Annotated in this window: 29 protein-coding genes and 1 tRNA gene; 18 read left to right on the top strand and 12 right to left on the bottom strand. The window is 70.7% G+C overall.

The features are described 5' to 3' along the window. The first annotated feature begins 108 nt into the window (after nucleotides 1-108). Nucleotides 109-1254, top strand: coding sequence for a 4-hydroxyphenylpyruvate dioxygenase (gene hppD, locus QK442_RS21290; protein ID WP_282695587.1), 1146 nt, complete (start codon nucleotides 109-111; stop codon nucleotides 1252-1254). Nucleotides 1255-1317: 63 nt separating this feature from the next. On the opposite strand, the gene QK442_RS21285 is transcribed toward hppD, so the two are convergent. Beyond that, a complete protein-coding gene (locus QK442_RS21285; RefSeq protein WP_282695586.1) occupies nucleotides 1318-2757 on the bottom strand; it encodes a tetratricopeptide repeat protein in 1440 nt (479 codons plus the stop codon). Between the two features lie 98 nt (nucleotides 2758-2855). On the opposite strand from QK442_RS21285, the gene QK442_RS21280 reads away from it, so the two are divergent. Next, nucleotides 2856-4232 carry an FAD-linked oxidase C-terminal domain-containing protein gene (locus tag QK442_RS21280; RefSeq protein ID WP_282695585.1) on the top strand — a complete coding sequence of 459 codons (1377 nt, stop codon included), beginning with the start codon at nucleotides 2856-2858 and terminating at the stop codon, nucleotides 4230-4232. Nucleotides 4233-4263: 31 nt separating this feature from the next. Here the strand turns inward: QK442_RS21280 and QK442_RS21275 are convergent, their stop codons facing one another. Further along, entirely contained in the window at nucleotides 4264-4758 is a 495-nt protein-coding gene (locus tag QK442_RS21275) for an SsgA family sporulation/cell division regulator (RefSeq protein WP_282695584.1), read from the bottom strand. A 314-nt stretch (nucleotides 4759-5072) separates the two neighbouring features. Here QK442_RS21275 and QK442_RS21270 point away from each other — a divergent pair, with 314 nt between their 5' ends. Together QK442_RS21270 and QK442_RS21265 are read left to right on the top strand one after the other, a co-directional pair. Beyond that, nucleotides 5073-6413, top strand: coding sequence for an RDD family protein (locus tag QK442_RS21270; protein ID WP_282695583.1), 1341 nt, complete (start codon nucleotides 5073-5075; stop codon nucleotides 6411-6413). A 74-nt stretch (nucleotides 6414-6487) separates the two neighbouring features. Further along, nucleotides 6488-7162: an RDD family protein gene (locus QK442_RS21265; RefSeq protein ID WP_282695582.1), complete on the top strand. Its 675-nt coding sequence runs from the start codon at nucleotides 6488-6490 to the stop codon at nucleotides 7160-7162. Between the two features lie 39 nt (nucleotides 7163-7201). On the opposite strand, the gene QK442_RS21260 is transcribed toward QK442_RS21265, so the two are convergent. Next, the gene (locus tag QK442_RS21260) at nucleotides 7202-7492 is read right to left on the bottom strand and encodes a hypothetical protein (protein ID WP_282695581.1); all 291 of its coding nucleotides are present in this window, start codon (nucleotides 7490-7492) and stop codon (nucleotides 7202-7204) included. Nucleotides 7493-7851: 359 nt separating this feature from the next. Between QK442_RS21260 and QK442_RS21255 the strand changes: the two genes are divergently transcribed. Together QK442_RS21255 and QK442_RS21250 are read left to right on the top strand one after the other, a co-directional pair. After that, entirely contained in the window at nucleotides 7852-10284 is a 2433-nt protein-coding gene (locus QK442_RS21255) for an immune inhibitor A domain-containing protein (RefSeq protein WP_282695580.1), read from the top strand. Nucleotides 10285-10430: 146 nt separating this feature from the next. Then, entirely contained in the window at nucleotides 10431-10742 is a 312-nt protein-coding gene (locus QK442_RS21250) for a hypothetical protein (RefSeq protein ID WP_282695579.1), read from the top strand. A gap of 18 nt (nucleotides 10743-10760) precedes the next feature. On the opposite strand, the gene QK442_RS21245 is transcribed toward QK442_RS21250, so the two are convergent. Together QK442_RS21245 and QK442_RS21240 are read right to left on the bottom strand one after the other, a co-directional pair. Further along, complete coding sequence (locus tag QK442_RS21245) at nucleotides 10761-11363, bottom strand: isochorismatase family protein (RefSeq protein ID WP_282695578.1); 603 nt, start codon at nucleotides 11361-11363, stop codon at nucleotides 10761-10763. A gap of 97 nt (nucleotides 11364-11460) precedes the next feature. Then, on the bottom strand, nucleotides 11461-12789 hold the full coding sequence (locus QK442_RS21240; protein ID WP_282695577.1) for a nicotinate phosphoribosyltransferase: 1329 nt from the start codon (nucleotides 12787-12789) through the stop codon (nucleotides 11461-11463). A gap of 101 nt (nucleotides 12790-12890) precedes the next feature. Here QK442_RS21240 and clpS point away from each other — a divergent pair, with 101 nt between their 5' ends. The 7 genes from clpS to QK442_RS21210 all read left to right on the top strand — a co-directional run bounded on the left by clpS (nucleotide 12891) and on the right by QK442_RS21210 (nucleotide 17550). Next, complete coding sequence (gene clpS / locus QK442_RS21235) at nucleotides 12891-13196, top strand: ATP-dependent Clp protease adapter ClpS (protein ID WP_282695576.1); 306 nt, start codon at nucleotides 12891-12893, stop codon at nucleotides 13194-13196. After that, nucleotides 13196-13777: a DUF2017 domain-containing protein gene (locus QK442_RS21230; protein WP_282695575.1), complete on the top strand. Its 582-nt coding sequence runs from the start codon at nucleotides 13196-13198 to the stop codon at nucleotides 13775-13777. Before clpS ends, QK442_RS21230 begins: the two co-directional genes overlap by 1 nt. A gap of 244 nt (nucleotides 13778-14021) precedes the next feature. Beyond that, nucleotides 14022-15464, top strand: coding sequence for an amino acid permease (locus QK442_RS21225; RefSeq protein WP_282695574.1), 1443 nt, complete (start codon nucleotides 14022-14024; stop codon nucleotides 15462-15464). 76 nt (nucleotides 15465-15540) lie between these two features. Then, the gene (locus QK442_RS21220; RefSeq protein ID WP_282695573.1) at nucleotides 15541-15966 is read left to right on the top strand and encodes a M67 family metallopeptidase; all 426 of its coding nucleotides are present in this window, start codon (nucleotides 15541-15543) and stop codon (nucleotides 15964-15966) included. A 129-nt stretch (nucleotides 15967-16095) separates the two neighbouring features. Next, the gene (locus QK442_RS36370) at nucleotides 16096-16212 is read left to right on the top strand and encodes a putative leader peptide (RefSeq protein ID WP_349239670.1); all 117 of its coding nucleotides are present in this window, start codon (nucleotides 16096-16098) and stop codon (nucleotides 16210-16212) included. A 95-nt stretch (nucleotides 16213-16307) separates the two neighbouring features. Then, nucleotides 16308-16586: a MoaD/ThiS family protein gene (locus QK442_RS21215; protein ID WP_282695572.1), complete on the top strand. Its 279-nt coding sequence runs from the start codon at nucleotides 16308-16310 to the stop codon at nucleotides 16584-16586. A 13-nt stretch (nucleotides 16587-16599) separates the two neighbouring features. Then, nucleotides 16600-17550: a cysteine synthase gene (locus QK442_RS21210; RefSeq protein WP_282695571.1), complete on the top strand. Its 951-nt coding sequence runs from the start codon at nucleotides 16600-16602 to the stop codon at nucleotides 17548-17550. A gap of 24 nt (nucleotides 17551-17574) precedes the next feature. On the opposite strand, the gene QK442_RS21205 is transcribed toward QK442_RS21210, so the two are convergent. Next, a complete protein-coding gene (locus QK442_RS21205; RefSeq protein ID WP_282695570.1) occupies nucleotides 17575-18063 on the bottom strand; it encodes a type II toxin-antitoxin system PemK/MazF family toxin in 489 nt (162 codons plus the stop codon). A gap of 208 nt (nucleotides 18064-18271) precedes the next feature. Between QK442_RS21205 and QK442_RS21200 the strand changes: the two genes are divergently transcribed. Continuing rightward, on the top strand, nucleotides 18272-19024 hold the full coding sequence (locus QK442_RS21200) for an MBL fold metallo-hydrolase (protein WP_282695569.1): 753 nt from the start codon (nucleotides 18272-18274) through the stop codon (nucleotides 19022-19024). Nucleotides 19025-19127: 103 nt separating this feature from the next. Here the strand turns inward: QK442_RS21200 and QK442_RS21195 are convergent, their stop codons facing one another. Together QK442_RS21195 and QK442_RS21190 are read right to left on the bottom strand one after the other, a co-directional pair. Then, nucleotides 19128-20393, bottom strand: coding sequence for a PTS transporter subunit EIIC (locus QK442_RS21195; RefSeq protein ID WP_282695568.1), 1266 nt, complete (start codon nucleotides 20391-20393; stop codon nucleotides 19128-19130). Nucleotides 20394-20747: 354 nt separating this feature from the next. Beyond that, nucleotides 20748-21974 (bottom strand): PTS transporter subunit EIIC, encoded by a 1227-nt coding sequence (locus tag QK442_RS21190; protein ID WP_282695613.1) that lies wholly within the window; start codon nucleotides 21972-21974, stop codon nucleotides 20748-20750. Between the two features lie 341 nt (nucleotides 21975-22315). Here QK442_RS21190 and QK442_RS21185 point away from each other — a divergent pair, with 341 nt between their 5' ends. The 4 genes from QK442_RS21185 to rdgB all read left to right on the top strand — a co-directional run bounded on the left by QK442_RS21185 (nucleotide 22316) and on the right by rdgB (nucleotide 24494). After that, on the top strand, nucleotides 22316-22549 hold the full coding sequence (locus tag QK442_RS21185; RefSeq protein WP_030497534.1) for a PTS glucose/sucrose transporter subunit IIB: 234 nt from the start codon (nucleotides 22316-22318) through the stop codon (nucleotides 22547-22549). Nucleotides 22550-22656: 107 nt separating this feature from the next. Continuing rightward, entirely contained in the window at nucleotides 22657-23388 is a 732-nt protein-coding gene (gene rph, locus QK442_RS21180; protein WP_282695567.1) for a ribonuclease PH, read from the top strand. A 147-nt stretch (nucleotides 23389-23535) separates the two neighbouring features. Next, the gene (locus QK442_RS21175; protein ID WP_282695612.1) at nucleotides 23536-23877 is read left to right on the top strand and encodes a hypothetical protein; all 342 of its coding nucleotides are present in this window, start codon (nucleotides 23536-23538) and stop codon (nucleotides 23875-23877) included. An 8-nt stretch (nucleotides 23878-23885) separates the two neighbouring features. Further along, entirely contained in the window at nucleotides 23886-24494 is a 609-nt protein-coding gene (gene rdgB, locus QK442_RS21170; protein WP_282695566.1) for an RdgB/HAM1 family non-canonical purine NTP pyrophosphatase, read from the top strand. A gap of 49 nt (nucleotides 24495-24543) precedes the next feature. Here rdgB and QK442_RS21165 read toward each other — a convergent pair. The 4 genes from QK442_RS21165 to bcp all read right to left on the bottom strand — a co-directional run bounded on the left by QK442_RS21165 (nucleotide 24544) and on the right by bcp (nucleotide 26578). Then, nucleotides 24544-24627: transfer RNA gene (locus tag QK442_RS21165), tRNA-Leu, on the bottom strand. Between the two features lie 35 nt (nucleotides 24628-24662). Further along, nucleotides 24663-25313 carry an HNH endonuclease gene (locus QK442_RS21160; RefSeq protein ID WP_282695565.1) on the bottom strand — a complete coding sequence of 217 codons (651 nt, stop codon included), beginning with the start codon at nucleotides 25311-25313 and terminating at the stop codon, nucleotides 24663-24665. Then, nucleotides 25310-25960 carry an HNH endonuclease signature motif containing protein gene (locus tag QK442_RS21155; protein WP_282695564.1) on the bottom strand — a complete coding sequence of 217 codons (651 nt, stop codon included), beginning with the start codon at nucleotides 25958-25960 and terminating at the stop codon, nucleotides 25310-25312. Before QK442_RS21155 ends, QK442_RS21160 begins: the two co-directional genes overlap by 4 nt. 150 nt (nucleotides 25961-26110) lie before the next feature. Further along, nucleotides 26111-26578 carry a thioredoxin-dependent thiol peroxidase gene (gene bcp, locus QK442_RS21150; RefSeq protein WP_282695563.1) on the bottom strand — a complete coding sequence of 156 codons (468 nt, stop codon included), beginning with the start codon at nucleotides 26576-26578 and terminating at the stop codon, nucleotides 26111-26113. Nucleotides 26579-26628: the final 50 nt, after the last annotated feature.

Here is a 26628-nt window from a genome sequence, read left to right as displayed (position 1 = left end):
TGGTCATGATGTACAAGTCGTCCGCCCATACTCGCTGGTCGCTGTACACATTGACCAGTGGAACAACGAACTATTGCGCAGCTTGCGGGTCGGCGGGACGCTGCTGCCATGACTGAGATCCTTGACCACACCCCTTCCACCGCGCGTGAGGCCGACCCCTTCCCGGTGAAGGGCATGGACGCGGTCGTCTTCGCCGTCGGCAACGCCAAGCAGGCCGCGCACTACTACTCCACGGCCTTCGGCATGAAGCTGGTCGCCTACTCCGGACCGGAGAACGGCAGCCGCGAGACCGCCAGTTACGTCCTCACCAACGGCTCCGCCCGTTTCGTGTTCACCTCCGTCATCAAGGCGACCACCGACTGGGGCCGCTTCCTCGACGCGCACGTCGCCGAGCACGGCGACGGCGTGATCGACCTGGCGATCGAGGTCCCGGACGCCCGCGCCGCCTACGCCCACGCCGTCGCCCAGGGCGCCACCGGCCTGGTGGAGCCGTACGAGCTCAAGGACGAGCACGGCACCGTCGTCCTCGCCGCCATCGCCACCTACGGCCAGACCCGCCACACCCTCGTCGACCGCTCCGGCTACACCGGCCCCTACCTCCCCGGGTACACCGCCGCCGCCCCGATCGTCGAGCCGCCGGCCAAGCGCACCTTCCAGGCGATCGACCACTGCGTCGGCAACGTCGAGCTCGGCAAGATGAACGAGTGGGTCGCCTTCTACAACAACGTCATGGGCTTCACCAACATGAAGGAGTTCGTGGGCGACGACATCGCCACCGAGTACTCCGCGCTCATGTCGAAGGTCGTCGCGGACGGCACCAAGAAGGTGAAGTTCCCGATCAACGAGCCGGCGATCGCGAAGAAGAAGTCGCAGATCGACGAGTACCTCGAGTTCTACAACGGCCCCGGCGTCCAGCACATCGCCCTCGCCACCAACGACATCGTCGCCACCGTCCGCGCCATGCGCGCCGCCGGCGTCGAGTTCCTGTCCGTCCCGGACGCGTACTACGACACCCTCGGCGAGTGGGTCGGCGACACCCGCGTGCCGATCGACGAGCTGCGCGAGCTGCGGATCCTCGCCGACCGCGACGAGGACGGCTACCTGCTCCAGATCTTCACCAAGCCGGTCCAGGACCGCCCGACCGTCTTCTTCGAGATGATCGAGCGCCACGGATCCATGGGCTTCGGCAAGGGCAACTTCAAGGCCCTCTTCGAGGCCATCGAGCGCGAGCAGGAGAAGCGCGGCAACCTGTAAGGACCGCCCACCACCGGCTCGAAGCGTCCGGGGCGGGGCACGGGGCCCGCCCCGGACGCGAACTCACACCCTCTTCCCCCGCACGGACTGCACGGACTTCACGGACTGAACGGCCTTCACCGGCAGCGCGTCCTTCGGGACCACACCCGGATCAGGCTCACCGAGCCCCGCCAGCGCCGCCTCCGCCAGCGGCGCGTGCAGCGGCGAGAACGACGGGTGGATCCGCAGCGCCTCCTCCAGGTGCCGCCGCGCCGGGCCCGTCCGGCCGAGCGCCCGCTCGATCTCGCCCAGGTGGTACGTGTACGGGGCGCTGCGCGGCCCCTCGTCGACGGCCCGCCGCGCGTACGGCAGAGCCTGCTCCGGCTCGCCCGCCCGGTACAGCGCCCAGCCCAGCGCGTCCGCCACCGCCACCGACCGGTGGCCCTTCGCCCACGCCGCCCGCAGCCGGGCCACCGCCGCCGCCGGATCCCCGTGGTCGGCGTCCAGGAGCCCGAGGACGACCTCCGTCGACCCCAAGGCCCAACTCCCGCCCCGCAGCCGCTCGTACGCCGCCCCCGCGTCACCGTCCAGGCCCAGCGCCTCGGCCAGCTCCCCGGCCTCCAGGACGTACTCCGGCAGCGGCTGCCGGTCCAGCGCCGCCCGCCACTCCCGCTGCGCCTCCTCCGACCGCCCGAGCGCCGCAAGGGCCCGCGCCCGGCCCGCGAGGGCGGGACCGTGATCCGGTACGAACCGCAGCGCCGTCCCGTACCGCTCCAGCGCCTCCGCCGGCTCGCCCCGCTCCCACGCGAACTGCCCCAGCCGGGTGTGGGCCGCCGCCTTCTCCGCGTCCGTGACCGCCAGCGCCGCCGCGTCGAGCGCCGTCGCGTCGGCGTCCTCCCGCCACCCCCGGTCCCGGTACCCCTGCGCCGCGAGGCCCCGCACCACCGCCCCGCCCCGCAGCTTCTCCAGGCTCTCCAGCGCCTTGCGGGCCGCGGCGTGCTCCCCGAGCCCGGTGTACGCCTCGACCAGGAGCGGGTACGCGTTCCACCGCTTCGGCGCGGCCTTCCGCACCCGCTCGCCCCACTCCTTCGCGCCCTTCCAGTCGCCCCGCGCCGCCGCGAGCCTCCCGAGCCCGAGCTGCGCGTCCACGTTCCCCCGGGCCGCCGGCAGCTCGGCCAGCGACCGGTCCAGCGCCCGCTCGGCCCGCGGCAGATCCCGTACGTCCCCGAGCCGGACGCCCCGCTCCGTATAGGCCGCGCCGAGCACCGCCCACGACGACGCGTCGTCCGGATGCCCCCGCAGCCACTCCTCCCGGTCCCCGATCAGCGCCACCAGGTCCGGCAGGGCCGCAGGAGCGCCCGCGTGCGCCGCGCTCACCGCCCGCTCCACCGGGCCCGGCGGGCGCGGCGGCGCGCCTCGGTCCAGGAACTCCGGCAGGTACAGCAGCGCCGTCGCCGCGAGGACCGCGCCCACCCCGGAGGCGAGCACCGCCCGCGACACGTTCTGGCTCTTCATGGGGCTCATGCGCCTCACTGTGCGCCCGCCCCCGCTCGTACGAAGACCACACCGGCCGCCCGCCCCGGCGGGTTCACACCGATGGCGGCGGGTGCCACGCTGGAACCATGGACGATCTTCCGACGCTCCACGCGGCCCTCCGTGCCGGACTCCCCGCCGACGCCGTCCTCACCGACCCGGACGTCACGGCCTCCTACTCCCACGACATGGCGGGCTTCTGCACGGCCGGCACCCCCGCGGCCGTCGTGCTGCCCCGCACCGTCGAACAGGTCCGGCACGTCATGCGGACCGCGACCGGGCACCGCGTCCCGGTCGTGCCGCAGGGCGCCCGCACCGGACTCTCCGGGGGCGCCAACGCCTCCGAGGGCTGCATCGTGCTCTCCCTCGTCAAGATGGACCGGATCCTGGAGATCGACCCGGTGGACCGCGTCGCCGTGGTGGAACCGGGCGTGATCAACGCCGTGCTGTCCCGGGCCGTCGCCGAGCACGGCCTGTACTACCCTCCCGACCCCTCCAGTTGGGAGTCCTGCACCATCGGCGGCAACATCGGCACCGCCTCCGGCGGCCTGTGCTGCGTCAAGTACGGCGTCACCGCCGAGTACGTCCTCGGCCTCGACGTCGTCCTCGCCGACGGCCGTCTCCTCACCACCGGCCGCCGCACCGCCAAGGGCGTCGCCGGATACGACCTCACCCGGCTCTTCGTCGGCTCCGAGGGCAGCCTCGGCATCGTCGTGAAGGCCGTCCTCGCGCTCAAGCCGCAGCCGCCCGCCCAGCTCGTCCTCGCCGCCGAGTTCCCCTCCACGGACGCCGCCTGCGCCGCCGTCTGCGCGGTCATGGAGCGCGGCCACACCCCCTCACTCCTCGAACTCATGGACCGCACCACCGTCCAGGCCGTCAACCGCGTGGCCCGGATGGGCCTCCCGGAGACCACCGAGGCGCTGCTCCTGTGCGCCTTCGACACCCCCGACCCGGCCGCCGACCTCGCCGCAGTGGGAGAGCTCTGCACGGCCGCCGGGGCCACCGAGGTCGTGCCCGCCGCCGACGCCGCCGAGTCCGAACTCCTCCTCCAGGCCCGCCGGCTCTCCCTCACCGCCCTGGAGACCCTCCGGCCCGCCACGATGATCGACGACGTCTGCGTGCCCCGCACCCGGCTCGCCGAGATGCTCGCGGGCACCACCGCCATCGCCGAGAAGCACGCGCTCACCATCGGCGTCTGCGCCCACGCCGGCGACGGCAACACCCACCCCGTCGTCTGCTTCGACCCCGCCGACGAGGACGAGTCCCGGCGCGCCCGCGAGTCCTTCGACGCGATCATGGCGCTCGGGCTCTCCCTCGGCGGCACCATCACCGGCGAACACGGCGTCGGCGTCCTCAAGAAGGAGTGGCTGGCCCGCGAACTCGGCCCCGTGGGCCTGGAGCTCCAGCGCGAGATCAAGCGCGTCTTCGACCCGCTGGGACTGCTCAACCCCGGAAAGCTGTTCTGAATCCGCCGGTACGGACACCAGGAGCGGGCCCTCACAGCTCGCCGTCCTGCGACTCGTCCGACGGCCACGGGTCGCGCAGCCACAGGTCGTCGCCGACCACCGTGGTCGCGAGCAGCTCGGCCAGGCCGTCGTCGATGCCCAGCAGGTCCGACTCGGTGCCCGGCGGGACCGTCCGCAGGGTCCGCTCCAGCCAGGCGGACACCTGCGCCGACGGCGCCTCCAGGAGCGCGTCGCCGTCGGGGGAGGAGAGCGCCATCAGGATGACGCTGCGGTTCTCCACCTTCGTCGGCCAGATCCGCACGTCCCCGTGGCCGCAGGCCCGGAAGACGCCCTCGACGAGCAGTTCGCGGGCGAAGGTCCAGTGCACCGGGTGGTCGGAGCCGACGTGGAAGGTGATGTGCACCGCGTACGGGTCGTCGGTGCGGTAGGCCAGCCGGGCCGGCACCGGGATCGAACGCTCGGGGGAGAGCACCAGCTTCAGCTCCAGCTCGCGCTCGACGGTGGTGTGCTCGGTGTGGTTCCGCATGACTGCTGCCTCTCGCTCTCGGCTGGGCCCCGGACGGGCCTTCACCTGGAGAGAGCGCGGTCTCCCGGGTCCATTACGCGACTTCGGGAAGTTTTCCCGGAAATTTTTTCCGGCCCCTTCCCCTGCCCTTCGGCCGCGGGCCCGAACATCACATGGAGTGATGGATTCCGCCCTGTGTCGTCCGAAGGCGGGCTTTCTCGCGGGCTCTTTCCTCCCTCGGGGAGGTTCTTCGTTACTGTGCCTTCTTGGGTGCGGCAGACCGTGCGCGGAGCCGCGCGGATTCTTGGGCGTTGTGACTGAACGGAGTCGGGGCAGTGGCTACTCCTCCCGGAGGCGGCGGCGAGGTACCGCAGGCGGGGTACTACCCGGACCCGTCGATCCCCGGATACATCCGGTACTGGAACGGCGGCGCGTGGGTGCCCGGCACGAGCCGGCCCGCACCGAAGGACGGCGAGGCCGCACCGGTCCCGCCCGCCTCCGCTCTCCCGGCCGGGCCGGTCCTCGCCCCGAGCCCCGCGCCGGCCCCCGTACCGGCGCCCGCCCCTGAGCCCGCGCCGGCCGCCGTCGAGGAGACCGGGCCCGTCTTCTTCGACGAGGAGCCGCTCATCCGCGAACCGGCCGCCGCCTGGCGCGCCGACGCCTCCCGGCAGTCCACCCCCGACATCTCCCGGCAGCCCGGTCACGGCGACGGGCAGGACCGGCCGGCGGCCTGGGCCGCGCCGCAACCCGCCACGCCCGCCCCGGCCGCCGAGCCGGCCCCCGCGCCCGCCGTGCCCGACCCGAGGTCCCCGGTCGAGTGGCCGGCCGCCCCCGCGCAGGCCGAGGCGCCCGCCCCGGCCGCCGATCCCCGTACCGCCGACCCCCGCACCGGGGGCGGCCCCGCCCGCCTCGGCGGTATGCCCGTCACCCCGGCGCCCACTCCGGCGCCCGCCCCGGCCCCGGCGCCCGTCCGCGAGACCCCCGCCCCGGCTCCCGCGCCCGTACAGCCGCAGCCCCAGCCGGCCCCCGCTCCGGCACCGGCCCCCGCCACGCCCTCCTGGGCTCAGCCCCAGCAGCCCCAGCAGCCCCAGCAGCCCGCCGCCCCGGAGCCGCAGCAGGCCCAGCAGCCGGTCGTGCCGTGGAAGCCGCCGGTCGAGGACCCCTTCCTCCGGGCCGCGCGCGAGCAGGCGTCCGCGCCCCCGGCCGGGCTCGGCCGCCGGCTGCTCGCCCGGCTGGTCGACACCCTCCTCGTGGGCGCGATGGCGGCCGGCGCGGCCTTCCCCTTCGTCACCTCCGCGCTCGACCACATCGAGGCCAAGATCGAGGCGGCCAAGCGCTCCGGCGTCACCGTCCAGGTCTGGCTGGTCGACGGCACCACCTCCGTCCAGTTCGGCATCGTGCTCGGCCTGCTGCTCGTCCTCGGCGTGCTGTACGAGGCACTGCCCACGGCCAAGTGGGGCCGCACGCTCGGCAAGAAGCTGTGCGGCGTCCAGGTCAGGGACATCGAGGCGCACGAGCCGCCGTCCTTCGGCCGGTCGCTGCGCCGCTGGTTCCTGTACACCTTCCTGGGCCTGCTGGTCGTCGGCGTCCTGAACGTGCTGTGGTGCGTCTTCGACCGCCCGTGGCGCCAGTGCTGGCACGACAAGGCCGCCCGCACCTTCGTCGCCAGGGCCTGACGCCGCCGGGGCCGGGTCCCCCGGACGGGGGCCCAGCCGTTGCGGGCCCCGGACGGCCGGGATGCGATGCCCCCATGAGCACCGACCAGCCGCCGACCGGCCCGCCCCCCGACGACGACCCGTTCCGCAAGCGGCCCCAGGAGCCCCCGCCGGACTCCCCGCCGCCCGGGCCCCCGCCGTCGGGCGGCCCGCCGCCGGGGAGCCCGTACGACTCCCCGTACCCGCCCCCGCCCCCGTACGGCGGCTACGGCGGGGGGTACGGCGGCACCGACCCGCTCTCCGGGATGCCGCCGCTCGCCGAGTCGGGGCGCCGCATCCTCGCCCGGCTCGTCGACTGGCTGATCGTCTCGGTGCCGCTGGCGCTCATCGGCATCCCGTTCGACGTCTACGACCGGGTGACGGTGGACGGCGACGAATTCCAGACCACCTGGACCGGGGGCGGCCAGCTGGTCTTCCAGCTCCTCACGATCGTCGCCTACGTCACGTACGACACCGTGCTCACGGCGCGGAACGGGCAGACCGTCGGCAAGCGACTGATGAAGCTGCGGGTCGCGATGCTCAACGACGGCTCCACGCCCCCGATGAGCCAGTCGCTGCTGCGGGCGGTCGTGCTCTGGCTGCCCGCGCTGATCTGCTGCGCCTGTCTCTGGCCGCTGCTCATCCTCATCCTCATCCTGGTCGACAAGCCCTACAAGCAGGGTCTGCACGACAAGGCGGCGAAGACGGTGGTCGTCACCGTGCCCCAGTAGCCGCCCGCGGAACGGACGGACCCGCCGGCCTCACCGCCCTCACCGACCGGTCCGGGCATCGGCTCCCGCGCCCACCTGCGCGGCCGGTGTCCGGGCCGCGTCGTTCCCGGACTCCGCCGCCGACGGAGCGGGTGTGGTGCCGGGGGACTTGACGGGCCGCGTCCCGCCGGGCATCGTCACCGCCACGAGCACGCCGAGCAGCAGACCGGCGAGGCAGCAGACGGCGATGCCGGGTGGTCCTGTGGCGCCGGTCAGGAGCAGGAGCGCGGCGGTCGCGAGGACCACGACGGCCGAACCGTAGGCGTACTGCGCTGCGTTCGGACGCTGCATGACGGATACCGTCCCCTCCGGACTCCCGGACCCTCGGCCGACTCTACGACGCTCGATGCCCGGGCGGAACGGCGGGTAAGCGTGACCCGGCCCATGGGGCCGGAGCACGGGGGGCGCACGGGGGTCACGGAGCGGGCCAAGAGCCCTCCGGCACCGTGACTTTCCTCTCTCTTCACCGGTTCGAGTGTCCGCATATCGGATTCTGACACCCGCATAGTGCACTTGGTGTGTGCAAGTCAAGGTCTGTCTTTTCTCGTCTCTCTCCGGTCGAATGTCGTCACTTGTGACGCGCGACCCCGCCGGACGGACACCCCACCTTCTGGTCCGGAGGCGCGGGCGCCGGGGAGGAACGACACCAAGTGACCAACAGACGACGGGCCATTCGGGCGTCCGCGGTCGTCGTGGCGCTCGCGGCCACCGCCGCCACCGCCTCGACCTTCAGCACCGCCTGGGCGAACGAGAACGGCAGGATCACGGCGGCGGACGTCCGCCAGGACCCCGCGCCGGGCAACGAAGCCGACAAGACCACGGTCGACCACGACCTCGAAGGCCCCTTCAGCGAGCAGCAGGCGCAGCAGCGCGAGGCCGCCCTGGAGGCCGTCCTCAAGGGCGAGGCCAAGGTCGAGCGCCGCGGCGGCTCGCAGGTCGTGAAGCTCGGCAAGAAGAAGTACGTCGAGCTCGGCCGCGAGAAGACCGACCAGATCTTCACCGTCCTGGTCGAGTTCGGCGACCAGGTGGACACCACCACCCTCGTCGACCGCAAGGACGACGACACGGACGAGCTGAAGCCGAAGTACGGCGGCACGCCCGGCCCGCTGCACAACGAGATAGCCGAGCCCGACCGGTCGAAGGACAACTCGACCGCGTGGCAGGCCGACTACAACCAGAAGCACTTCCAGGACCTGTACTTCGGCACCGGCAAGGACCCGAAGACCGGTCAGCAGAAGCACTCTCTGAAGACCTACTACGAGCGCCAGTCCTCGGGCCGCTACTCGGTCGACGGCATGGTCTCCGACTGGGTCAAGGTCCCGTACAACGAGGCCCGTTACGGCTCGAACTACTGCGGCCAGAGCAACTGCGGCAACGTGTGGGACGTGGTCCGCGACGGCGTCAACGCCTGGGCCGCCGACCAGAAGGCCAAGGGCAAGACCGACGCCGAGATCAAGGCGACGCTGGCCCAGTACGACAAGTGGGACCGCTACGACCACGACGGCGACGGCGACTTCAACGAGCCCGACGGCTACATCGACCACTTCCAGATCGTCCACGCGGGCGAGGACGAGTCGGCCGGCGGCGGCGTCCAGGGCGGCGACGCCCTGTGGGCCCACCGCTGGTACGCCTACGGCACCAACGCCGGCAAGACCGGCCCGGAGAACAACAAGGCCGGCGGCACGGAGATCGGCGACACCGGCATCTGGGTCGGCGACTACACCGTGCAGCCCGAGAACGGCGGCCTCGGCGTCTTCGCCCACGAGTACGGCCACGACCTCGGTCTGCCGGACCTCTACGACACCGCGGGCGGCGAGAACTCGACCGGCTACTGGTCGCTGATGTCCTCCGGCTCCTGGCTGGGCCTGGGCAAGGACTCCATCGGCGACATGCCCGGCGACATGAACGCCTGGGACAAGCTCCAGCTCGGCTGGCTCAACTACACCAAGGTGAGCAACGAGCAGCGCGCGACGAAGTCCAAGCACAAGCTGGGCGTGGCGGAGTACAACACCAAGAACCCGCAGGCGCTCGTCGTCGAGCTGCCGAAGAAGGCCGTCACCACCGACATCGTCGCCCCCGCAGAGGGCGCCACGCAGTGGTGGTCCGGCATGGGCGACGACCTCAAGAACACCCTCACCCGCCCGGTCGACCTGACCGGCAAGTCGTCCGCCACCCTGGAGCTCAAGGGCTGGTACGACATCGAGGCCGAGTACGACTACCTCTACACCGAGGTGTCCACGGACGGCGGCGCCAACTGGACCGCCGTGGACGGCACCGCCAACGGCGAGCCGATCGACCGCGACGCGTCCGGCACCCCGGCGCTCTCCAGCGTCTCCGGCGAGTACAAGAACCTCGCCTACGACCTGAGCGCCTACGCGGGCAAGAAGTTCGACCTGCGCTTCCGCTACCAGACGGACGGCGGCCTCGCGCTCAAGGGCTTCGCGGCCGACGCCATCACCCTGACCGCCGACGGCGCCACCGTCTTCTCGGACGACGCCGAGAACGGCGACAACGGCTGGACGGCCAAGGGCTTCACCCGCATGGGCAAGGGCTTCACCCAGGACTACGAGCAGTACTACATCGCGGAGAACCGCCAGTACGTCTCGTACGACGCCACCCTCAAGGTCGGCCCGTACAACTTCGGCTGGACCGGCGACAAGGCGAGCTGGGTCGAGCACTACCCGTACCAGAACGGTCTGCTCATCTGGAAGTGGGACCTGTCCCACAAGGACAACAACACCTCCCAGCACCCGGGTGAGGGCCTGATCCTCCCGATCGACGCCCACCCGACCCCGCTGAAGTGGAACAACGGCACCCTGATGCGGAACCGCATCCAGTCGTACGACTCCCCCTTCGGAACGTACCGGACGGACGCTTTCCCGCTGCACCTCAAGGGTGAGCGCACCTGGGTCCGCTCGCAGCGGGGCAACCCGGTCTTCGACGACCGCAAGGGCACGTACTGGTTCGAGGAGACCGCGCGCGCCGGCGTCAAGGTCACTGACACCAACACCAAGATCGAGGTCGTCAAGGAGCCGAGGAACGGCGAGACGATCACGGTCCGCGTGGGCCCGTCGACCAAGTGATCGACTAGCCACTCGGTAAAACCCCAGGTCAAAGCATGATCGGCCGTCGCCCTCTAGCGGGCGGCGGCCGATCGTGTTTAGGTGCAGCTTGACCGAGTTCTCACGGACTCCTTATTGACAGTCGGCTCACGGGGGAGTGGTTCCGCATGCCCGGTGGAGGGTTCTGCAAGTTGCCGGGAGGCAGCGTGGTGGTCGCGATAGGGCTGCCCAGCCCGGCCGGAGACGGCGCGACCGTACGCTTCCTCGTCCACGCCGCCAACCGCGCCCGCGCCCTGACCAGGCTGCGAAACCTGGGCCTGCGGTCGGTTTATCTGCGGGGGAACGCCGAGCCGCCCACCCCGGACGAGATCACCGCCGTCCTCCACCACCCGGACGGCCTGCTGTGGAGATCCGCGGCGGGCGCCGCCCAGGAGCTGTGGCACCCCGCCCGGACCCTGCCGAGGGCCCCCGCCGCCTGAGAGAGCCTCTTACGGGCCCTACGAGGCCACCACGGGGGTACCCGAGAGCTCCACACCGGCCTCGCGGAGCTCCGCGAGCGCCCGGTCGGTGGTCTCGCGGGCCACGCCCGCCGTGAGGCCGAGCAGCACACGGGTGCGGAAGCCCTCGCGGGCCGCGTCCAGGGCGGTGGCCCGGACGCAGTGGTCGGTGGCGATGCCGACCACGTCGACCTCGGCGACCCGCCGGTCCCGCAGCCACTGCGCGAGCGTCTCGCCGTTCTCGTTCCTGCCCTCGAAGCCGCTGTACGCCGCCTCGTGGGCGCCCTTGTCGAAGACGGCGTCGATCGCGCCGGAGGCGACCGTCGGAGCGAAGTTCGGGTGGAAGCCGACGCCCTCGGTACCGGCCACGCAGTGCGCCGGCCAGGAGCTGACGTAGTCCGGGGCCTCACCGGGCGGTGCGAAGTGGGGGCCCGGGTCGATGTGGTGGTCACGGGTGGCGACCACGTGCTGGTAGGCGCCGCCCGCCGCCTCGCCGACGAGCTCGGTGATGGCGGCGGCGACGTCCGCGCCGCCGCTCACCGCGAGGCTGCCCCCCTCGCAGAAGTCGTTCTGTACGTCCACGACGATCAGTGCGCGGTGCATGGCGGGTGTCCTCGGGGGGTCGGCGGTGTGGGGTGGGGTCGAGCCTAGAGACTCCCGTCCCGGTTCGGGAGGGGGCGCCACCGGGCTCCGGGGGGCCTCAGACGTACTCCGTCGGCAGCACCGGCTCGCCGCGCGACAGCTGCATCGCCGACATCGGGAGCGCGGCGCGGGCCGCGATGTGCCGGGCGCGGGCGGTCTCCAGGGGCTCCCTGGCCACCACCTCGCCGCCCTTGACCAGCTCGACCAGGAGCTGGTCGCCCGCGAGCGCCTCCGGGACCGGGCCCGTGCCGACGACCTCGGCCTCGGCGACCCCGGCGGCGTCCCTGCGGCGCGCCGCCCACTTGCGGCCGCCGACGGACGCCTTGCCGCCCAGCGACTTCTTCGCGACCGGGACCAGCGGCGCCTTCGGGTCGGCCGAGGCGGCGCGGGCGACCAGCTTGTAGACCATCGAGCAGGTGGGGTGCCCGCTGCCGGTGACGAGCTGGGTGCCGACCCCGTACGCGTCCACCGGCGCCGCCGCGAGCGAGGCGATGGCGTACTCGTCGAGGTCCGAGGTGACCACGATCTTCGTCTCCCGGGCGCCCAGCTCGTCCAGCTGCGCCCGGACCCGGTGGGCGACGAGCAGCAGGTCGCCGGAGTCGATGCGTACGGCTCCGAGCTCGGGCCCGGCGATCTCGACGGCGGTGCGGACCGCCTCGGCCACGTCGTAGGTGTCGACGAGCAGGGTCGTGCCCCGGCCCAGGGTGTCGACCTGGGCGCGGAAGGCGTCCCGCTCGCTGTCGTGGAGCAGGGTGAAGGCGTGCGCGGAGGTGCCGACGGTCGGGATGCCGTAGCGGAAGCCGGCCGCGAGGTCCGAGGTGGCCTCGAAGCCGCCGACGTACGCGGCGCGGGCGGCGGCGACGGCGGCCAGCTCGTGGGTGCGCCGCGCGCCCATCTCGATCAGCCGGCGCCCGCCCGCCGCGGCCGACATGCGGGAGGCGGCGGCCGCGATGGCCGAGTCGTGGTTGAGGATCGAGAGGATCACCGTCTCCAGGAGCACGCACTCGGCGAAGGAGCCCTCGACGCGCAGCACCGGGGAGCCGGGGAAGTACACCTCGCCCTCCGGGTAGCCCCAGACGTCGCCGGAGAAGCGGTAGCCGGCCAGCCATTCGAGGGTCGGCTCGTCGACGATCCCCCGCTCGCGCAGGAAGCCGAGGACGGCCGGGTCGAAGCGGAAGTTCTCGACGGCGTCCAGGACCCGGCCGACGCCCGCGAGGACGCCGTACCGCCGCCCCTCGGGCAGCCGCCGGGTGAAGACCTCGAAGACGGAGCGCCGGTCGGCGGTGCCGGCCCTGAGGGCCGCCTGGAGCATGGTCAGCTCGTACTGGTCGGTGAAGAGCGCGGTCGACGGCACGTCCACCGGGAGCCCAAGATCCGCAGCGTTCATGTCAGTGATGCTAGCGCAGAAATCGTCAGAGTGACGAATAGTGGGGCCGGAGGGTGGCCCCGTTTGTGCGACGGGGGGTCCTGGGTGGCAGCATGGGGTAAGTGAGCATCGCGCCTATCGAGATCGAACGGACCGAGTCGGCCGAGGAGGTCTCCGCGGTCGTCGAGCCCGACGTCCCCTGGGTCACCCTCGTGCACAACGACCCCGTGAACCTGATGAGCTATGTCACCTACGTCTTCCAGACGTACTTCGGCTACTCCAAGGACAAGGCGCACAAACTGATGCTCGACGTGCACAACAAGGGCCGCGCGGTGGTCTCCAGCGGCACCCGCGAGGAGATGGAACGGGACGTGCAGGCGATGCACGGCTACGGACTGTGGGCCACGCTCTCCCAGGACCGCGGCTGATGTCCGGCCACTTCGAGACGGTGCCCGGCGGCGGCGCGGCCGTCGCCCTCGACGAGGTCGAGGTCTCCATCCTGCGCTCCCTCGCCGTCCAGCTCCTGGAGCTGATCGGCCCCGGCGACGAACCCGACGGGGACGCCGACCCCCTCGCCGCCCTCTTCGCCGAGGGCCCCAGCAAACCGCCCTCCGACCCCGCCCTGCGCCGGCTCTTCCCCGACGCGTACGCGGACGACACCGAGGAGCTGCGGTCCGCGGCGGCCGACTTCCGCCGCTACACCGAGAACGACCTGCGCGCCCGCAAGCGCGAGGACGCCCTCGCGGTGGTGCGCGCCCTCGACGGCCTGACCTCCGAGGGGCCGGAGGAGTCCGCCGTCCTGAAGCTGACCCCGGACGAGTCCCGGGCCTGGCTCGGCACCCTCAACGACCTGCGGCTGACCATCGCCACCCGTCTGGAGATCACCGAGGACGAGGAGAGCGAGCGGCTCTACCGGCTGCCGGACAGCGATCCGCGCAAGCCGATGGTGATGGCGTACCTCTGGCTGGGCGCGCTCCAGGAGTCGTTGGTCGAGACGCTGATGCCCTGACGGCATGTGATGTCCACCGGGCGGACACGTGGTGTTCGCTCAGCGGACGCTCAAATCCGCGTAACGAATACGTTATGCGAGTCTCCCTCTCTGCTCTCTCGACTCCCTTTTGTGCCCATTTTCCTGTGCTCTGCGCCACAGGCACTCCGGCTGATTGCGTATCAGATCGTGATAATCCTTCAGCGCTCCATTCCGCAGCCGGGGGGATCCGGGGGGGATCAGCATGGAGAAAGGGCGCACAGACATGACCTCAGTGCGGGTCGACCAGCAGCACGACGGCCACGGGACCGGCGACCCCGCCCCGGGCGGGGGCGAGGGCTACCACCGGGCGCTCGGCGCCCGCCAGATCCAGATGATCGCGATCGGCGGCGCCATCGGCACCGGCCTCTTCCTCGGGGCGGGCAAGGGCATCTCCAAGGCGGGACCCAGCCTGATCCTCGCCTACGCCCTCGCGGGCCTGGTCATCTTCCTCATCATGCGGGCGCTCGGCGAGCTCCTCATGTACCGCCCCGTCTCCGGCTCCTTCTCGGAGTACGCACGGGAGTTCATCGGCCCCTTCGCGGGCTTCGCGACCGGCTGGACGTACTGGCTCTTCTGGGTCGTCACCGGCATCACCGAGGTCACCGCGGCGGCCACCTACATGACCTACTGGTGGGACATCCCGCAGTGGATCTCCGCCCTCGTCTTCACCGTGATCCTCTACGCCGCCAACCTGATCTCCGTGAAGCTCTTCGGCGAACTGGAGTTCTGGTTCTCCATGGTCAAGGTCACCGCCATCGTCGGCATGATCCTGATCTGCGCAGGCATCCTCACGATCGGCTTCTCCGACGCGGGCGACACCGCCTCGCTCACCCACCTGTGGGACCTCGGCGGCTTCTTCGCCGGGGAGCACGGCATGGTCTCCACCCTCATGACCCTCCAGATGGTCATGTTCGCCTTCCTCGCGGTCGAGCTGGTCGGCGTCACCGCCGGCGAGTCGAAGGACCCGGAGACCGTCCTGCCCAAGGCCATCAACACCGTGCCGTGGCGCATCGCCGTCTTCTACGTCGGCGCGCTCATCATGATCCTGTCGGTCGTCCCGTGGACCGAGTTCCAGCCGGGCGTCTCCCCGTTCGTCGCCGCCTTCGAGAAGATGGGCCTGGGCGTCGGCGCCGCCATCGTCAACTTCGTCGTGCTGACCGCGGCCCTGTCCTCCTGCAACTCGGGCATGTACTCCACCGGCCGCATGCTGCGCGACCTCGCGCTCAACGGCCAGGGCCCCAAGCTCTTCACCAGGCTGACGAAGAGCGGCACCCCGCTCGTCGGCACCACCTTCTCGGCCGCGCTCATGACGGTCGGCGTCTGGATCAACTACCAGTGGCCCGGCGAGGCCTTCGACTACGTCGTCTCCTTCGCCACCATCTCCGGCATGTGGGCCTGGATCATGATCCTCGTCTGCCAGATCCGCTACCGCCGCAAGGCCGACCGCGGCCTGCTGCCCCAGTCGCCCTTCAAGACCCCCGGCGGCATCTGGTCCAGCGGCTTCGCCCTCGCCTTCCTCGGCCTGGTCCTCACGACCATGGCCATGGACGAGGACAACCGCGTCGCCCTCTACGGCGCCCCCGTCTGGGGCCTCCTCCTCGCCGTCTCCTACCTGGTGCTCAAGTCCCGCGACCCCGAGGGCGCCGCCTTCGCCAAGCGCCCCTGACCCTCCCCGTCTCGGCATCCGGGCCACCCCGTACCACTCCTCGGTACGGGGTGGCCCGGATGCTTATCCTGTCGGCATGCTGACCCTCACCCGAGACCTGTACGACCGGATCGTGGAACACGCCCGGGAGGACCACCCCGACGAGGCCTGCGGCGTGGTCGCGGGTCCGGTCGGCTCGGGCCGCCCCGAGCGGTTCATCCCCATGCTCAACGCCGCCCGCTCGCCCACCTTCTACGAGTTCGACTCCGCCGACCTGCTCAAGCTCTACCGCGAGATGGACGACCGGGACGAGGAGCCCGTGATCATCTACCACTCGCACACGGCGACCGAGGCGTACCCGTCCCGCACCGACATCTCCTACGCCAACGAGCCCGGCGCCCACTACGTCCTCGTCTCCACCGCCGACACCGACGGCGCAGGCGACTTCCAGTTCCGCTCGTACACGATCGTCGACGGCGTGGTGGAGGAGGAAGAGGTCAAGATCGTCGAGGCGTACGAGTGACCTCGCCGCGCTGAGTACAGCTCCCGCCTGCCGGCCCGGGCCCGGCCGCGTCCCGACAGGCGGTCGCGGATCATCCACCATCTGAGATCACATTCCGGAACCCGGACCGGGAATCGATACGATGAGCGCATGGTTTCCCACGACGTGAGCGAAGAGACTCCGAGCACTGTCCTGCTCGTGGCACGCCTGCACGTCGACCTGTGCCGCCTCGCCAGCGCGATCTGTTCGTCCCGCGCCGGGCGCTGAACGACCCGGCCGAGCGCACCTCACCACGCACCACCCCCTCGCGCGGGGGGTTCCGCCGCGCGCCCACCACGCCCCTCCCGACAGGAGCCCACCCCATGGCCATCGAGGTCCGCATCCCGACGATCCTCCGCACCTACACCGACGGCGCCAAGGCCGTCGAGGGCAGCGGTGACACCCTCGCCGAGCTCTTCGCCGACCTGGAGACCCGCCACACCGGCATCGAGGCCCGCATCGTGGACGAGGGCAAGCTCCGCCGCTTCGTCAACGTCTACCTCAACGACGAGGACGTCCGCTTCCTCGACGGCATCGACACCAAGCTCGCCGACGGCGACAACGTCACGATCCTGCCGGCCGTCGCCGGCGGCATGGTCTGAGCGGACCGGCCCCATGCGCTACGACTCCCCGCTGGCGGCCGTCGGCAACACGCCGCTCGTCCGCCTCCCCAGGCTCTCGCCCTCCGAGGACGTCCGCATCTGGGCCAAGCTGGAGGACCGCAACCCCACCGGCTCGGTCAAGGACCGCCCCGCGCTCCACATGATCGAGCAGGCGGAGAAGGACGGCCGCCTCACCCCCGGCTGCACCATCCTGGAGCCCACCAGCGGCAACACCGGCATCTCGCTGGCCATGGCCGCCACGCTCAAGGGCTACCGCATCGTCTGCGTCATGCCCGAGAACACCAGCGAGGAGCGCCGCCAGCTGCTCGCCATGTGGGGCGCGGAGATCATCTCCTCCCCGGCCGCCGGCGGCTCCAACACCGCCGTCCGGGTCGCCAAGGAACTGGCGGAGCAGCACCCCGACTGGGTGATGCTCTACCAGTACGGCAACCCGGACAACGCCGGCGCCCACTACGCCACCACCGGCCCCGAGATCCTCGCCGACCTGCCGTCCATCACCCACTTCGTGGCCGGCCTCGGCACCACCGGCACCCTCATGGGCGTCGGCCGCTACCTGCGCGAGCACAAGCCCGACGTCAAGATCGTCGCCGCCGAACCCCGCTACGACGACCTCGTCTACGGGCTCCGCAACCTCGACGAGGGCTTCGTCCCCGAGCTGTACGACGCCTCCGTCCTCACCACCCGCTTCTCGGTGGGCTCGGCCGACGCCGTCACCCGCACCCGGGAACTCCTCAAGGAGGAGGGCATCTTCGCCGGCGTCTCCACCGGCGCCGCCCTCCACGCCGCCATCGGCATGGGCAAGAAGGCCGTCAAGGCGGGCGAGAGCGCCGACATCGCCTTCGTCGTCGCCGACGGCGGCTGGAAGTACCTCTCGACCGGCCTCTACACCGCCGCCACGACGGAAGAGGCCATCGAAACGGTCCAGGGCCAGCTCTGGGCGTGACGCGGGCCTGACGCCCCAGGCGTCCTAGCGCGCGAGATGGCGGACCTGGTCCCACACGACCGGGTCCGCCTCACCCACCCTCCGGCGGAAGTCCGCCACCGGCACGTCCCGCAGCTCGTCCGTCTCCAGGAAGCTCGCCCGCCCCCGCGCGTCGCCCACCGCCCCCGGCGGCAGCGCGATCACCCCCGGCCGCTCGTCGTGGTACCGGCTCGTGATCTTCGCGACGAGCGTGCTGTCCCCCCGTACCGACAGCACCAGACACGGCCGGTCCTTCGAACCGGGCCCGTCCTCGAACGGCACCTCGGCCCACCAGATCTCCCCGGCCCGCGGCACCCGCGCACCCGGCTTCCGCACCTGCTTCCGTACCGGCGGCCGCCCCGGCGGACGGGTCCTCCCCGACGGCCGCCCCGGCGCCCGGGTCCGTACGGAGGTCCGCTTCCACCCGCCCGCGACCGCCACCACCACCGCGAGCACCACCACCGCGGCCAGCGCGGGCCACCACGACGTGTCCATACCGCATGACGTTACCGGCGCGCGTCCCACCGCGCCGCCGCGCCCCGCCGTCCATCCGAACCGGTGACAGAGCCCGTGAGTTCGCCCACAACGGGCCGCCACGAAGGAGCGACCGGCCCCCGAGCGCCTTACTCTCGTCTGACCGCACGGCCTCCCCCCTCCCCTTCTGCGTGCCTGACCGCACCCGTCCACGGAGGTTCACGCTCCTATGAAGCTCACCGTCGTCGGCTGCTCCGGGTCGTTCCCGTCCGCGGAATCGGCCTGTTCGAGCTACCTCGTCGAGGCCGACGGCTTCCGGCTGCTCCTCGACATGGGCAACGGCGCCCTCGGCGAGCTGCAGCGCCACATCGGTCTGTACGACCTCGACGCGATCTTCCTCAGCCACCTGCACGCGGACCACTGCATCGACATGTGCGGCTACTTCGTCGCCCGCTACTACAGGCACGACGGCGGCCGCTGCGGCACGATCCCCGTGTACGCCCCCGAGGGCACCGAACAGCGCCTGACCACGGCCTACGCGGACGCGCCCTCGCCGTCCGCGATGAGCGAGGTCTTCGACTTCCACACCCTGCGCCCGGGCACCTTCGAGCTGGGCCCCTTCACGATCCGCACGGAGAAGGTGCGCCACCCGGTGGAGGCGTACGGCATCCGCGTCGAGCACGGCGGCCGCTCCCTCGCCTACTCCGGCGACACCGGCGTCTGCGACGCCCTCCACGACCTCGCCGACGGCGTGGACCTCTTCCTCTGCGAGGCCGCCTTCACCCACGGCAAGGAGGACATCCCCGAGCTCCACCTCAACGGCCGCGAGGCCGGCGCGCACGCCGCCCGCGCCCAGGTGGGCCGGCTCGTCCTCACCCACATCCCGCCGTGGACGGACGGCGAACGGAACCTCGCGGACGCGCGCGCGGTGTACGGCGGCCCGGCGGAGCTGGCGAAGGCGGGCGCGGTCTACGAGGTCTGAGCGCCTGCACGGACACGGGGAAGGCCCCGGAACCTCTCGGGTTCCGGGGCCTTCGCCTTGCGCGGCTTCGTGCGGCTTCGTGCGGCTTCGTGCGGGGGAGGGCTCACGCCTTGGTGAGGTCCTCGACCTCCTCCTCGGGCTCGCGGCCCGGGGTCGGGAGGTTGAACTTGACGATCGCGAAGCGGAAGAGCGCGTAGTAGATCGCCGCGAAGACGAGACCGATCGGGATGATCAGCCACGGCTTGGTCGCCAGGTTCCAGTTGAGCAGGTAGTCGATGCCGCCGGCGGAGAAGGTGAAGCCGGCGTGGACGCCGAAGGCCCAGGTGACGGCCATCGAGACGGCGGTGAGCACCGCGTGGATCGCGTACAGGACCGGCGCGATGAACATGAAGGTGAACTCGATCGGCTCGGTGATACCGGTGACGAAGGAGGTCAGCGCGAGCGAGAGCATCATGCCGAGGACGGCCTTGCGGCGCTCGGGGCGGGCGGCGTGCGCGATGGCGAGCGCGGCGGCCGGGAGGCCGAACATCATGATCGGGAAGAAGCCCGACATGAAGATGCCGGCGCTCGGGTCACCGGCGAAGAAGCGGTTGAGGTCACCGTGGACGACCTCGCCGGCCGCGTTGGTGAAGTCGCCGATCTGGAACCAGGAGACGGTGTTCACGAACTGGTGCATGCCGACCGGGATCAGCGCGCGGTTGATGAGACCGAAGAGGCCGGCGCCACCGGCGCCGAGGCCGGTCATCCACTCGCCGAAGCTGGAGATGCCCTCGCCGATCGGCTCCCAGACCAGACCGAAGAAGACACCGACGGCGGTGCCGACGAAGGCCATGATGATCGGGACGAGACGGCGGCCGTTGAAGAAGCCCAGCCAGTCGACCAGCTTGGTGCGGTGGAACTTCTGCCACAGGACGGCGGAGAGCAGACCCATCAGGATGCCGCCGAGGACGCCGGGGTTGTTGTACGTGGCGGCGACGTCGACACCCTTGTTGGCGGTCGTGTTGACGACGGCCTCGGTGACGGGGAAGGCCTTCAGCACGTTGCTGTAGACCAGGAAGCCGACCAGGGCGGCCAGCGCGGTGGAGCCGTCGGCCTTCTTGGCGAAGCCGATGGCGACGCCGATGCAGAAGAGCAGGGGCAGGTTGCTGAAGACAGCGTCACCGGCGGTGGCGAAGACCGAGGCGACCTTGTCCCAGCCGAACCCGTCCTTGCCGAAGACGTCGGGCTGACCGAGGCGGAGCAGAATACCCGCGGCCGGCAGTACGGCGATCGGCAGCTGCAGGCTGCGACCGACCTTCTGCAGGCCCTGGAACAGGCCGGATCCGCGCTTCTTCGCGGGAGCGGCGGCCTGGGCGGTGGCCGTACTCATCAACTTCCTCCAGTAGGCAAGGCGCCGCCAGAGGACAGGGAAAAGGGGGTGACGGCGGCGTCTCTGACCCGCGGTGGTCTGGACCGCGTGGTCTACACCAATGAGTGGTGTAGACCAGTTGTAGCACGTGGGACTTAGATAAGGAACCTGCGAATTTTTCGCGCCCGGCCATAGTGATGAAGGCGTGACAAAAGGCCCCCGGACCACGAGGTCCAGGGGCCTTTTCCGCACCCCCGCCGCAGACCCGAAGTCCCGGGACGGACGGGAGCCTGCGACGGGAGGGGGCCTGCGGCGGGGGTAGGGCTGCGACGGGGGTGGGGCTGCGACGGGAGGGGGCCTGCGACGGGAGGGGGCCTACTTCACGTTCTCCCGCTCCATCTCCTTCTCCAGCTCCTCAGGCTCACGCCCAGGCGTCGGCAGGTTGAACCTGGTGATCGCGATCCGGAAGATCACGTAGTACACGACCGCGAAGCACAACCCGATCGGAATGATCAGCCACGGCTTGGTCGCCAGGTTCCAGTTGATCACGTAGTCGATCAGACCCGCCGAGAAGCTGAAACCGTCCTTCACCCCCAGCGCCCAGCTGACCGCCATCGACACACCGGTCAGCACCGCGTGGATCGCGTACAGCACCGGCGCGATGAAGAGGAACGAGTACTCGATCGGCTCGGTGATGCCCGTGACGAACGAGGTCAGCGCCACCGAGAGCATCAGACCGCCGACCTCCTTCCGCCGGTGCGGCTTCGCGCAGTGCGTGATCGCCAGCGCCGCCGCCGGCAGCGCGAACATCATGATCGGGAAGAAGCCGGTGGTGAACTGGCCCGCGTCCGGATCACCCGCCAGGAACATCGTGATGTCACCGTGCACCACCGTGCCGTCCGGCTTCGTGTACGAACCGAACTGGAACCAGATCGGCACGTTGAGGAACTGGTGCAGACCCACCACGAGCAGCGCCCGGTTCGCCACCCCGAAGATGCCCGAACCCCAGGCGCCGAGCCCGACCAGCCAGTCGCTGAAGCTCTCCAGGGCGTCACCGATCGGCGGCCACACCCACACGCACAGAGAGGCGAAGAGGAGCCCGACGAAGGCCATGATGATCGGCACGAGCCGGCGGCCGTTGAAGAAGCCGAGCCAGTCGACCAGCTTCGTACGGTGGTACCGCTGCCACAGATAGGCCGCCATCAGACCCATGACGATGCCACCGAAGACACCCGGATTCTGGTACGTGTACCCCACGAAGAGCTCGTCAGGGGCGAGACAGCCGCCACCGATGTCCCGCGTGCCCGACGGGCAGGTCTTCGGGAACTGCCGCAGGACGTTGTAATAGACCAGAAAGCCGACCACCGCGGCGAGCGCCGTCGACCCGTCCGCCTTCTTGGCCATGCCGATCGCCACACCGACGCAGAACAGCAGCGGAAGCCCCAGGTTGCCGTCGAGCAGCGCACCGCCCGCACCGGCCATCACCTTCGCGACGTTGTCCCACCCCAGGCCGTCGGCGCCGAACACGTCCGGCTGCCCGAGCCGGTTGATGATGCCCGCCGCGGGGAGCACGGCGATGGGCAGCTGGAGGCTGCGGCCCATCTTCTGAAGCCCCTGGAAGAACCCTCCCCACGAGATCTTCGGCTTCCGCGCCCCGGCTCCCGCGCCGTCCGTACTCTCCGTACTCACCGGCGACCTCCCTCTCCCGCTCTCCCGCTCTCCCGGAACAAGCCGGTGCCGCGCCTCGTTGAAGACTGGTGTAGACCACTTGCGGTAGGCTCCGGGAGCCCCGCCGAGGACAGGCCGCCGGTGATCGTCATCATTCGGCAGAACGGCGGCACCCGCTAGCAAAGTTGGGCCAACCGTGGGTTACCGTGACAAAGCGGACCGCCGGTGCGCCGAGATTCGCGTGTCCCGCGAACGGAACGGACAGGGAGAAACACATGGCCAGCAAGGCTGAGAAGATCGTCGCCGGGCTCGGCGGCATCGACAACATCGAAGAGGTCGAAGGCTGCATCACCCGCCTCCGCACCGAGGTCGCCGACGCCGCCCTCGTCGACGAGGCCGCGCTCAAGGCCGCCGGCGCCCACGGCGTCGTCAAGATGGGCACCGCGATCCAGGTCGTCATCGGCACCGACGCCGACCCCATCGCCGCCGAGATCGAAGACATGATGTGAGAACAGCCGACACCGGCTGACGAGGGCCCGTTCCGGCAGGGGAACGGGCCCTCGCGCGTCCCCGCCCCCGAACCGACCCCCACCCGGAAACGACTAGGCTCGGCCCCATGTCTCGCATCGACGGCCGTACCCCCGAACAGCTCCGCCCCGTCACCATCGAACGCGGCTGGAGCAAGCACGCCGAGGGCTCCGTCCTCATCTCCTTCGGCGACACCAAGGTCTTCTGCACCGCCTCCGTCACCGAAGGCGTCCCCCGCTGGCGCAAGGGCAGCGGCGAAGGCTGGGTCACCGGCGAGTACTCCATGCTCCCCCGCTCCACCAACACCCGCGGCGACCGCGAATCCGTCCGCGGCAAGATCGGCGGCCGCACCCACGAGATCTCCCGCCTCATCGGCCGCTCGCTCCGCGCCGTCATCGACTACAAGGCCCTCGGCGAGAACACCATCGTCCTCGACTGCGACGTCCTCCAGGCCGACGGCGGCACCCGCACCGCCGCCATCACCGGCGCCTACGTCGCCCTCGCCGACGCGGTCGCCTGGGCCCAGGCCAAGAAGCTGGTGAAGCCCGGCCGCAAGCCCCTCACCGGCACCGTCTCCGCCGTCTCCGTCGGCATCGTCGGCGGCGTCCCCCTCCTCGACCTCTGCTACGAGGAGGACGTCCGCGCCGACACCGACATGAACGTCGTCTGCACCGGCGACGGCCGCTTCGTCGAGGTCCAGGGCACCGCCGAGGCCGAACCCTTCGACCGCACCGAACTCAACGCCCTCCTCGACCTCGCCGCCGCCGGCTGCGCCGACCTCGCCGACCTCCAGCGCAAGGCCCTCGACGCCACCCTCTGAGGAACCCTCCCCGGGGCGACCGCGTCCTTTACGACAAGGGGCGCACGGCCGTACCGTGCGCCCCGTCGACATGTACGCAGCCGGGGAAGGACCCACCACGTGAAGCGCCGCCGCACCCTCACCCTCGCCGTCGCCACGGCGGCAGCCCTGACCACTTTCACCCTGACCGGCTGTGGAGCCCTGGACAAGGCGATGGACTGCGTCAGGACCGCCGACGCCATAGCCACCTCGGTGAGCAACCTCCAGCAGGCCGTCTCCAACGCCTCGAACGACGTCACGCAGATCGAGGAGTCCCTGACCGCGATCACCCAGGAACTCGACAACCTCAACAACACAACGAACAACGCGGACCTGTCGAAGGCGGTCGACGACCTCTCGAAGGGCGTCGAATCGGTCCGCACCGCCGTCAGGGAAGGCGACGCGACCCCCGACATCACCCCGGTGACGGACGCGGCGGCGGAGATAGGAAAGGTCTGCACGCCGGGATAATCGTCGGCATGACCCGACAGCGCCTGATCCTCGCCACCCGCAACGCGGGCAAGATCACCGAACTCCACGCGATCCTCGCCGACGCGGGCCTCGACCTCGACCTCGTCGGCGCGGACGCGTACCCGGAGATCCCCGACGTCAAGGAAACGGGCGTCACCTTCGCCGAGAACGCCCTCCTCAAGGCCCACGCCCTGGCCCAGGCGACGGGCCTCCCGGCGGTGGCCGACGACTCCGGCCTCTGCGTCGACGTCCTGAACGGCGTCCCCGGCATCTTCTCCGCCCGCTGGTCCGGCACCCACGGCGACGACAAGGCCAACCTGAACCTCCTCCTGGCCCAGCTCGCGGACATCGACGACACCCACCGAGGCGCCCACTTCGCCTGCGCGGCGGCCCTGGCCCTCCCCGACGGCACGGAACGAGTGGTGGAAGGCCGCCTGGAAGGCACCCTCCGCCACGAGCCGGTAGGCACGAACGGCTTCGGCTACGACCCGATCCTCCAGCCGAAGGGCCACGCCATGACCTGCGCGGAGCTGACCCCGGCGGAGAAGAACGCGATCAGCCACCGGGGCAAGGCGTTCCGGGCGCTGGTGCCGGTGGTGCGGGAGCTGCTGGGCTGACGGTGAAGGCCCACCTGCCTGTGTGCAGGTGGGCCTTCGATTCAAGGCGTGCGGCCGATGGGATTCGAACCCACATGGGCGAAACGCCCAGAGGCACCTAAAACCTCCGCTTATACCATTCAGCAACGGCCGCTTGCCCTGCCATGCTACCGGTGATAGCTCGTCCGCCTAAGAGGTACGCCGTTTCCCGCCCCGGCACCACGTACCCGTGATCGCATGACAGTTGGGGCACAGAAGCCGCAGATTCTCGCGCCGGTCGTCGCTCCAGTCCCCATTGATGTGATCCACCTCAAGCGTCATGGGCTTGCCGTGCCAACGGGGGCCGACCCCGCAGCTCGCGCATTCCTCAGGCACACCGAGTTCGTGCAGGGCGCGCCGGAGCAGGTTGGTTCTGGTCCGGCGCTTGCCGGCGTGCTGTACCAGAATCTCTTCCGGACGCTTGGTGATCGGGCTCGGTTTCCCGCGCTGGTGCGCCTGGCCGGTGAAGTGCGCGGTCGAAAGGCCGTCATCGGCGATCCACCGCCGTAGATTGGCGCGCTGGGCGCCGTTGTCCGCCCGGCCCAGCTTGCGCAGCACCTCCCTGTTCGAGAACGACTCGGTAACCGCCTTGCGCAACGCATCCGCACTCGGTCGAGCCTGTCTGCCGAAGGGGCGTAGGTGAGAGACATCAATGCCGAATTGGGCGAACCTCCGCATCAGGTAGCGGGGGAGGTTGTCGTAGGGCTGTGTGCCGAGGAAGGCGATGATCTCCTCGATGGCAGAGCATCTTGCAGCGGCTTCGGCCAGCCTCTCGCGTGTGTACCGCACTCCGCCCGTCACGAGGGCCGCCTCTTGCTGCGCCCGCGATAGCTGTCCGTCGTGGAGTGGCAGTTGGGGCAGAGGAAACGCAGGTTCTCGATCCGGTTGTTCTTCCAGTTGCTGTCGATGTGGTCGACCTCCAGCGGCAGAGGCTTGCCCAGCCAGACCGCTTCGATCCCGCACGCAGCGCACTGCTCCTTCATGCCAGCCTCAAGCATCGCGCTCTTGAGTCGACCGCTCTGGGCGCGCCTGGCGTGGGGTGAGGTGTCCTCGGTGAGGACTTCCGCAGTCGTGCGACGCCGCTGGTTGTACCTCATGCGCTCGGTCCAGACCGTGGACGTGAAATGCGAGGTGTCGATCCCGTACGCCTTGATCCGGCGACTGATGTGCGTGTGCTGCCCGCCCACGACCTCCACCCCCAGCCACCGCAGCACCTCGCACATGTTCGTGGACGCCGCCACCGCCTCCGCCAGCACCTCCCGCGTCCACCGCACCCCCTCCCGCTCGAAGTGCGACGTGTCCACCCCCAGCTTCCGCATGCGGTCGAGCAGATACCGCCGCGACCCGCTCTTCGGGTCCACCCCCAACCGCTCCAGCGCCTCCGTCAGCGTCCGCGCCCCTCGCGCCGCCGACTCCAGCCGGTCCTTCGTGTACGGACTCGTCCCCATCGGAACGGACCCCCTCCCCAGTACGGATCTCGCACGGACTAACGAGCCGAATATCGGACGGTTACGCCGATCGTGCGCGGAATGCGGACGGGCCCGCGCCCTCGGCGTGAGGGGGCGGGCCCGTCCGTGGGGGCAAGGGACCGGAGAGGGTCAGATGCCGAGGTCTCGGATGATCTTCGCCACGTGGCCGGTCGCCTTGACGTTGTAGAAGGCGTGCTCCACCTTCCCGTCCTCGTCGACGACGATCGTGGAGCGGATGACGCCCGTCACGACCTTCCCGTAGAGCTTCTTCTCGCCGAAGGCGCCGTACGCCTCCAGGGTCTCCTTCGACAGGTCGCCGACCAGGGTGACCTTGAGGTTCTCCTTGTCGCGGAACTTCGCGAGCTTCTCCGGCTTGTCGGGGGAGACGCCGATGACGTCGTAGCCGGCGGCGGCCAGCACGTCGAGGTTGTCGGTGAAGTCGCACGCCTGCTTGGTGCAGCCGGGGGTGAGGGCGGCCGGGTAGAAGTAGACGATGACCTTGCGGCCCTTGTGGTCCGCGAGGGAGACCTCGTTGCCGTCCGCGTCCGGCAGGGTGAAGGCGGGGGCGGTGTCGCCGGGCTGCAGTCGCTCGCTCATGGCTCGCTCTCCTCGGAAATGTGCGCGTATGCCATGAGCCTAATGGGGGT

It is taken from the genome of Streptomyces sp. CC208A (assembly GCF_030010625.1).
In the GTDB taxonomy this organism is placed as follows: Bacteria; Actinomycetota; Actinomycetes; order Streptomycetales; family Streptomycetaceae; genus Streptomyces.
Note: the sequence above shows the minus strand (reverse complement) of the source record. Positions and strands in the feature narration are given on the sequence as shown.